8 protein-coding genes and 1 pseudogene are annotated in these 8,232 nt (G+C 63.5%); 6 read left to right on the forward strand and 3 right to left on the reverse strand.

The genetic code is table 11. The features are described from left to right. The 3 genes from ABSG20_RS23560 to ABSG20_RS23570 all read right to left on the reverse strand — a co-directional run. On the reverse strand, positions 1-416 hold a 416-nt coding region (locus ABSG20_RS23560), incomplete at its 3' end, for a DUF488 domain-containing protein (RefSeq protein WP_423866912.1). 11 nt (positions 417-427) lie between these two features. After that, positions 428-1,252 (reverse strand): DUF72 domain-containing protein, encoded by an 825-nt coding sequence (locus tag ABSG20_RS23565; protein ID WP_423866913.1) that lies wholly within the window; start codon positions 1,250-1,252, stop codon positions 428-430. 191 nt (positions 1,253-1,443) lie between these two features. Continuing rightward, positions 1,444-2,100, reverse strand: a complete 657-nt coding sequence (locus tag ABSG20_RS23570; RefSeq protein ID WP_423866914.1) for a phasin family protein — start codon at positions 2,098-2,100, stop codon at positions 1,444-1,446. A gap of 285 nt (positions 2,101-2,385) precedes the next feature. Here ABSG20_RS23570 and ABSG20_RS23575 point away from each other — a divergent pair, with 285 nt between their 5' ends. The 6 genes and pseudogenes from ABSG20_RS23575 to ABSG20_RS23600 form a co-directional block, all read left to right on the forward strand. Then, a complete protein-coding gene (locus ABSG20_RS23575) occupies positions 2,386-2,742 on the forward strand; it encodes a hypothetical protein (protein ID WP_423866915.1) in 357 nt (118 codons plus the stop codon). Positions 2,743-2,943: 201 nt separating this feature from the next. Then, positions 2,944-3,138, forward strand: a complete 195-nt coding sequence (locus tag ABSG20_RS23580; RefSeq protein ID WP_423866916.1) for a hypothetical protein — start codon at positions 2,944-2,946, stop codon at positions 3,136-3,138. A 353-nt stretch (positions 3,139-3,491) separates the two neighbouring features. Continuing rightward, positions 3,492-4,625: a glycosyltransferase gene (locus ABSG20_RS23585; protein ID WP_423866917.1), complete on the forward strand. Its 1,134-nt coding sequence runs from the start codon at positions 3,492-3,494 to the stop codon at positions 4,623-4,625. Continuing rightward, entirely contained in the window at positions 4,622-6,136 is a 1,515-nt protein-coding gene (locus ABSG20_RS23590; RefSeq protein WP_423866918.1) for a glycosyltransferase family 39 protein, read from the forward strand. The genes ABSG20_RS23585 and ABSG20_RS23590 overlap by 4 nt, the downstream gene beginning before the upstream one ends. Before the next feature lie 597 nt (positions 6,137-6,733). Further along, the gene (locus ABSG20_RS23595) at positions 6,734-7,903 is read left to right on the forward strand and encodes a DUF2778 domain-containing protein (RefSeq protein WP_423866919.1); all 1,170 of its coding nucleotides are present in this window, start codon (positions 6,734-6,736) and stop codon (positions 7,901-7,903) included. A gap of 104 nt (positions 7,904-8,007) precedes the next feature. After that, positions 8,008-8,232 (forward strand): annotated as a pseudogene (locus tag ABSG20_RS23600) (slipin family protein); the annotation flags it as partial.

Consider the following 8,232-nt stretch of genomic DNA (forward strand, 5'->3'; position numbering starts at 1 on the left):
TCCCCAATGATCTCGGCGATCCACTGCCGGTGGCATTGTTTGTGATCGCGCTCATAACAGAGAATGCAGACGGGTCCGGATTTCTTCACCAGCGCCGACAGCTCGTCGAGTTCTTCCTTGGCCTGCGGCGTCTTCAGATGTTTGGCGTAGATCTTGTGTAGAAGGTCGAACTGGCCGCTGCGCGCGGCCTCGCGTCCCTCTTTCGGAGTGCCGAGCCCGCGCAGATGCAGATAGGCAATGCCGCGCTCATCGAGGGCCGCCGCCAGCTGATTCTTCGAAAAGCCGGGGCGGCGTGAGGCCGCGACCGCGCGGACATCGACCAACAGCTTGACGCCGGCCTGCGCGAGTTCGTCGAGCACGGATTTGGCCGGCGTCTGTTCATAACCGATGGTGAAGAGTTTCGGAGCCTTGGCCATTCTCGCCCCGATCACTTGAGGCGTGCGATCAGTTCCATGGCGCCGGCTGGCGCCCTTACCTTGCCCTCGTGGATCACATAGGCGAACACGTCGCGCGGCGCTTTCGTCGTTTTGGCCGGATCGACGCGCGGCAGATCGTCGGGCTCGCCGCCGTCGGCCCAGGTCTTGAACCGGTTCGCCCAGGCGTCGAGTTGTTTGGGCGGATAGCAGGTCTTGATCTCGTCATCGCCCTTCTGCAGCCGCGCATAGACGAAATCGCCGGTCACATCCGAGATCGCCGGGTAGCTGCCGTGTTCGGCGAACACCACGGGCGTCGCGAACCTTCGCAACAGCGCAATGAAATCCGGCACGCAAAAGCTCGAGTGCCGGACCTCGACGACGTGGCGCAGCGCACGGCCTTCGAGCTGGCGCGGCAGCAATTCCAGAAACTTGCCAAAATCGGCGCCGTCGAATTTCTTGGTCGGCGCGAATTGCCAGAGCACCGGACCGAGCCGGTCGCCGAGTTCGAGCACGCCGGAATCATAAAACCGTTTCACGGAATCGCCGGCCTCCGCCAGCACGCGGCGGTTGGTGGCAAACCGCGGCCCCTTCAGCGAAAACACAAAACCGTCCGGCACCTCGCCGGCCCATTTGCGAAAGCTCGAAGGCTTCTGCGAGCCGTAATAGGTGCCGTTGATCTCGATCGAGGTCAGTTTCGACGCCGCATATTCCAGCTCTTTCGCCTGCGTCAGCTTTTCCGGATAGAACACCCCGCGCCACGGCGCGAAGGTCCAGCCGCCGACGCCAATGTAGATGTGGCCCGCACTTCTTGAACCGCGACGCGTACTTTGGGCCACTCGCCAGTCTCTCCTGCATTTGCCGGGGCGGGATAGCGAAGACTAGAGCCGGCGAGCGGCTGCCGCAAGCCGCGCCGATCCCGCGCCAAAGCAAGGTTCAGGTCTTCCCGGAAAAAGGCGGCTCCGGAAAAACCGGAGCCTTTAGCTTTCCGCCCCAGGGCATCGATGTGTCTCGCGCCAGCGTCGTGAGGTCAGCGCGCGGCCTGGGCTGCCCTGGCTACCACGCGCTCCAGAGGCCTGAAGCTCTGCCTGGCGAGATCGCTGTAGATCCCGCAAACCTTCTGCGACTCGGCAAGGAAGGTCTCGCAAGTCTGGGTCGCAAATTCGGCCTGTAACTGCATCGCCTCGTGCAGCGACCGCACGGCTTTAAGCCGCTCGACAAAGGACCTGGTCTGCTCGAAGGATTTTCTGGTGTAATCGCCATAGGCGCTCGCGATGCTGCGCAAGCTGATCGAGACGGTGTCCACCGGCGCGACCGCACCGAACGAGAACGTGACCGCCATCGCGACCGCGTCGATCGAGCGGGTGTTCGCCGGGGCGACCGCGTCGATCACCACGATGTTCGCCGGGGCGACCGCGTCGATCGCGACGATGTTCGCCCGCACAACCGCGTCGATCGCGGCGATATCCGCCGGCGCGATCGCGTCGATTGCGACGGTGTCCATCGGCGCGAACGTATCGACCAGGGGGATGTCAGCTCTCGCGATGGTTGCGTCGATCGGGTGTTTGGCGTTCCGCTGCAGATCCGGCTTCGGGCTCGGCTGCTTGGCGGGCTTGCGGCTCCGCGGTTCCGCCTTGCGGTCGCGCTGACCGCGCTTGCCGGCCGGTTGGTTCGGGTCGGTATTCATTGCCAAATTCTCCAATTTCAAGCCAAAGGTCAGCCATCGGTCACGTTTGCGCTGGAATCGCGGTTTCGGCTTGTTCCTCGCGGGGCGCTGATGTGTCGAAATTTTGGAACCTCGACTGCCGCTGAGCCGACGCCTGGACATCTTTTGATTGATTATGGTTAACGATTTCTGACGAGGCGTGAAATGAGCGTGGGCCGACGCCGCCGGCGTTCCCGGGGCGGCCGCAAAAGGCCCGCTTACGCAACTGCGGCGTTACAGCTAGGATGGCAAAAAAGGGAGAACCGGATGCGAGTACTAATTGCGGCCGTGGTTGCGCTGACGGCTTCCGTGGCGATGGCCGATGACCTCGACGACGCCCACCGCCAGGCATTGGCGGGGCGCGACAGCTACTGGAATTGCCTCGCGCAGGAGTATTCGCGCGACCGCAACGAGGGCATGTCAGGGGAGCAGTTCACGGCGCTGATCGCCGGCGCCTGTGCTTCCGAGCGGCAGAATCTAAGGGTTTCGCTGGTCAGTTATTTGTCGATGCAACACCCTGATGTGGATGCGGGGGACCATATGACCACGGCGAACAACGCCATCGCATCGGCGCAAAAGGATGTCGTGACCGCCTTCATCAGGCACAAGGCCGCGTCGAAATAACCTGTTCCAAATTCCTTGACATGCGCGATGCCGGCAAAGGGAAGAATGCCGCGCCCTGCGGGAACAACCTTCAGGAGCTGGAATGCAGGATTGCTTTGGCAATTAAGCATGGGCTGATTAAGTTCTTTCGACCCCAAGGCCGCTTCGCTAAGTTCTGGAGGTTTCGCGTATGAGTTCGACGGACGAGCAGGGAATCTGGCCATGACTTCGGAATCGGTAGCAGGCATTTTGGGGGCCATCGTCGCGTCGGTCGTGCTGGTGACGGCGATCGCGTATGGTCCGATCGGGCAGTTGGGAAAACCGCAAAAACAGATGCCCAAGACGATGCAGCCGGCGCAACCGGTTGCCGCGCCGCCGCCGGTCAGGGGACCGGTGGTCAGAGAGGTGCCGCAATGAGCCGAAAAAAGAGGACAAGACCGAAAGCCCCTTGCGGAAGGTTCCGGTCATGCCTATATACTTCTCAACGGCGACGTGATGCTTGATAGCTCCGGCGCTGGTACGACCACTGAATAGCTCGGCTGCGCCGGATGTACGCGCGCCATCTGTTCGTGGTCGTTAGCATTTTAGGGCCTGTTTTGGCTTAGCGCGTGTTTTGGCTGATGCGCGGTTTGGCGCGCTTTCTCAGTCTCCCCGCGCTGTAATTCCGGAGCGCTTTTGACCGGCAATTCCAGCGCGCCGGAAAAATGCCCATGCGCTTTCGGGGACTCCGCCTTGGCATGCCTGGGGCCTCTCGGATATACGCTGGCGGCATGAATGAAGCCATCAGACCGGGGCCCGAAGACCCGTCGCAATCAGCTGGTTTGCCTCAGCTTTCGGTCATTGTCCCCACCTTCAACGAGCGCGACAACGTCACCCCGCTGTTTCGGCGGCTGGAAGCTGCGCTCACCGGCTTGGCCTTTGAGGTCATCTTCGTCGATGACAATTCTCCCGACGGCACCTGGGAGGTGGTTCGCAACCTCGCAAGCGGCGATTGCCGCGTCCGCTGCGTCAGGCGGATCGGGCGCCGCGGCCTGTCCGGCGCCTGCATCGAGGGTATTCTGGCTTGCAGCGCCCCCTGCGCGGCGGTGATCGACGCCGATCTGCAGCATGACGAGATGCAGTTGCCCAAGATGCTGGCGCTGCTGCAAGGGGGCGAAACCGACCTCGTGGTCGGCAGCCGCTATGTCGCAGGCGGCAGCGCCGACAGTTTCAACCGGCAGCGGGCCGGCGCCAGCGCGCTGGCGACCGAGGTTGCAAAGCGCGTATTGCGGGTCGGGCTGGCCGATCCCATGAGCGGCTTCTTCATGATCCGCCGCGACCGCTTCGAACGGCTGGCGCCGCAACTCTCCACCCAGGGCTTCAAGATCCTGCTCGATATCGTCGCCACCGCGCGCGGCGAACTGCGTACCAAGGAGATCCCCTACACGTTCGCCTCGCGACTGCACGGCGTGAGCAAGCTGGATTCGATGGTGGCGCTGGATTTCCTGGGGTTGGTGCTGGCGAAACTGACCGGCGACGCGGTCTCCTTGCGATTTCTCTTGTTTGCGATGGTCGGTTCGATCGGCCTGTTGGTGCATTTCGCCGCGCTGTACCTCGCGCTCGAAGCGTTCGATTGGCCGTTTCCGGAGGCGCAGGGCTTTGGCGCGCTGTCGGCCATGACCAGCAACTTCCTGCTCAACAATTTTCTCACCTATCGCGACCAGCGCCTGAAGGGCCTCGCCATCCTGCGCGGCCTGCTGCTGTTCTATCTGGTGTGCAGCGTCGGCCTGCTGGCCAATGTCGGTGTCGCCAAATCGGTCTTTGATCAGGAGCCGATCTGGTGGCTGGCAGGTGCTGCGGGCGCCCTGATGGGCGTGGTGTGGAACTATGCCATGTCCGGACTGTTCGTCTGGCGCAGGCGATGATGCAGCTAACGAGCCCGAACGATGCACGGCTCGTCCGCAATACGGCCCTGACGGTTTTGGCGCTGGTGGCGTTGCGGCTGGTGGCCGCGGCCTTTACGCCGCTGACCTTCGACGAAGCCTATTACTGGATGTGGTCGAAACATCTCGCCGGCGGCTACTACGATCATCCGCCGATGGTGGCTGTTGTGATCCGCCTCGGCACCTTCGTTGCGGGCGATACCGAACTCGGCGTGCGCCTGGTGTCGATCCTGCTGGCGCTGCCGATGAGCTTTGCGGTCTATCGCAGCGCCGGGATCCTGTTCGGCGGCGCCGAGGTGGCCGCGACCGCGACCCTCCTGCTCAACGTCACGCTGATGGCGGCGGTCGGCACCCTGATCGTCACGCCCGACGCGCCCTTGCTGGTGGCATCGAGTGGCGTGCTTTTCTGTCTTGCAAAAGTGCTTCAGACCGGGCGCGGCCCGTGGTGGCTTGCGGTCGGCGCCGCGGTCGGCGCGGCGCTGCTGTCGAAATATACCGCGCTGCTTTTCGGCCCGGCGATCTTGATCTGGCTGATCAGCGTCGCAAAGCTGAGGCGCTGGCTGCTCTCGCCATGGCCCTATCTTGGCGGCTTGGTCGCGCTCGCGATCTTCTCGCCTGTCATCCTGTGGAACGCCGATCACCAGTGGGTCTCCTTCATCAAGCAGATCGGCCGCGCCAGGATCGAGGATTTCAGGGTGGCCTTCATCGGCGAATTGCTTCCGACCCAGATCGCCTTCGCAACGCCATTGGTTTGGATCCTCGGCGCCATGGGACTTTACTCGTTGTGCACGGGCAAGGCCGGCGCATTGGCCGCGCGCGCGCTGATCAACGCGACGTTCTGGACCATCGTCGCCTATTTCATCTGGCACTCCCTGCACGCCCGGGTCGAGGCGAACTGGTTCGCGCCGGTCTATCCGGCATTTTCGATCGCGGCCGCGGTCGCCGCCGATCTGACGCCATGGCAGGCGCGGGCGCGCCGCACGGCCGATTTTTGCCGGCGCTGGGCTTTGCCTGTGGGCATCGTGATGTTTGTGCTGCTGATCGTGCAGGCCGATACCGGGGCGCTGACATTCTATCGGCGCGACGCCACCGTGCGCAGCGTCGGCGTCGGATGGCCCAAATTGGCCAGCGAAATCGAGGCCGTTCGACGCCGCGTCGGCGCGGCTTGCGTGCTGGCGCCGGATTACGGCACCACCGCCTGGCTCGCCTTCTATCTGCCCCAAGGCAGCTGCGTCGAGCAGCAGAGCCAGCGCATCCGCTGGGTCAACATGCCCGAGCCGGATCCGGCGCTGCTGCGGGGAAAACTGTTATATGTCGACGAGGCACGGGCGGGCGGCCAGCCTTATTTGCAAGCCGCCTTTGCCCGGGTCGAGCAGGTCGCGGAACTCAAACGCATGCGCGGGCCGCTCGCGATCGAAACCTACGCCATCCTGTTGCTCGAGGGGGCGAAGGGCGAGGTGCTCGACCGCTCGCCGCCGCCGGAACTGCAATAAAAAATAGAGCGGTGCCGATCTGGACCATCCTGGACCCGACGCCGCAAGGGCGGGGAACCGACTCGTGGACCGATTCCGTGAAACCTGTCATTTCAGGCCACGGGCATTGGCCTCTCACTCCCTCTCCCGCTCTTCGCGGGGAGGGTGGGGTGGGGGCGCGGCATCGGCGGTTTTGGTTGCGTGTGTGGCCGCGATACCCGATCGATGGATTTTCGCCCGGAGCTTCCCCCACCCCAACCCTCCCCCGCGAAGAGCGGGAGAGGGAGCGCAGCATCGCAAGCGTCGATATGATCAGAACTTCGGAAACGCTGGACTCCTATCCGAAGTTGAATGATTGAAATCAGGAGCGGCAGCCCGTGCTCTCACGGCCGGAATTTTACGGGACCGATTCCGTTTTGTTAACCATGCCGCCTTCAGGGCGCGCTTAATCCGCATTTAACTAAAAGTCGCCTTAATAGTGCTACTCGTTTCTGCGAGATGCGCATGAAATCTCCGCTGACAACAGCGCACTGATTCGCGTTCGACGTGCGGTTGAACGCCGACGATCGAACGCTGCCTAAAGGGGAAAAAGGTGGAACCAGTCTGGATGCGAGGCGGATGAGTACCAGTACGCTTGCGCATAACGATTTCGCGGCTCGCAAGCCCGCCAGATCCTCCCGGAAAGTCATCTCTCTTCCATTGCTCGGCAGCGCCGCCATCGCCTGCCTCGTGCTGAGCTGCGCCTGGACGGTCTATGTCAATATCTTCGCCGCCAGTGTCTATCCGCATCTCGACAGCGAAAGCTTTGATGCGCCCGTCATCCAGCAGCCACCGGTCGTTGCCGCAAGGCGCGGATCTCCGGCCGCCACAAGGCTGGTTGCCGCGTTGAGCGATCTGGCGTCTCGGCCCGCCGCGCCCGCGACCGTTGCGGGCCCGTCGCTTTCGTTCGATGATCGCTTTGCCGCGGCCGCGCCGCAAAGCCAGCCGCCGCAACGAGAAACGCCACCGCAGTTGGCCGAAGCGCCGAAGCAGCCCGAAGTGCCGCGGCAAGCCCAGGCGCCAAGGCAAGCCGAAGCGCCGAAGCTCGCAGAAGCCGCAAAGCCGAAAGAAACCGCACCGCGGCCCGCGCCGGTTCAGGTTGCCGCCATCGCTCCCATGCCGGCGCCGCATCCCGAGGCGGCGCCTTCGAAAACCCCGGCGGCTTCCGTCCGCGACATGGCGCGACGCGCCAAAGCGGCAGTGATGTCGATCGCCTCCGCCGACAAGCCGTCGATCTCTGAAAAGCTGTGGGGCAAGCCGCCATCCCGCGGATCGCTGCTGTCCTACGCCTCCGCCGATGCCAACATTACGGGGTCGCTTGGGTCAAGCCAGAATCCGGCGCTCGGCGGCACCGAGCCGCGCTATGATCGCTCGACCGCGGTGTACGATATCTCGGCGCACACGGTCTATCTGCCGGACGGCAGCAGGCTGGAGGCGCATTCGGGGTTAGGCAGCAAGCTTGACGATCCGAGCTCCGCGAACGTCAGAATGCGCGGCGTGACGCCGCCACATCTTTACGAACTGACGCAGCGCGAGGCGTTGTTTCACGGTGTTGCCGCGTTGCGGCTGAACCCGGTCGGCGGCGAGGAAGCGATCTATGGCCGCAGCGGGCTGCTCGCGCACACCTTCATGCTCGGCCCCAACGGCGATTCCAACGGCTGCGTCTCGTTCCGGGATTACAACGCCTTCCTCGACGCCTACCGCAATCAGGGCATCAAGCGGCTCGCGGTGGTGGCTCGGATCGAGTGAGCCGGATTCTCGGATCGTCGCGAGACGCAACCTGATTTGATCCGTTGGCATCGTCCCCTGCGGAATGTTGTTGGTCGCGTCGGGCTGATCTATTCTTCTTTTGTGTCCGGTTCAGCGCGCGCCACCTCGCGATGATCGAGCGCAACCGCCCGACGGTCGTGACGGAAGCCGTGGTCGAGAACCACGAGGCCGGTCTGCTCCATGTCGAGGGCCGCCTAGTGGAGCGGCTATTGCCGGGCCGGCACGCCTTCTTGGTTGTCGGCCGCAAGATCGAGGTCAAGCGCCTTGACCTGCGTCCGCAGGCGGTCGAGATCACCGCGCAGGAGATG

Origin of the sequence: Bradyrhizobium sp., assembly GCF_049512235.1 — a bacterium.
Taxonomy (GTDB): domain Bacteria; phylum Pseudomonadota; class Alphaproteobacteria; order Rhizobiales; family Xanthobacteraceae; genus Bradyrhizobium.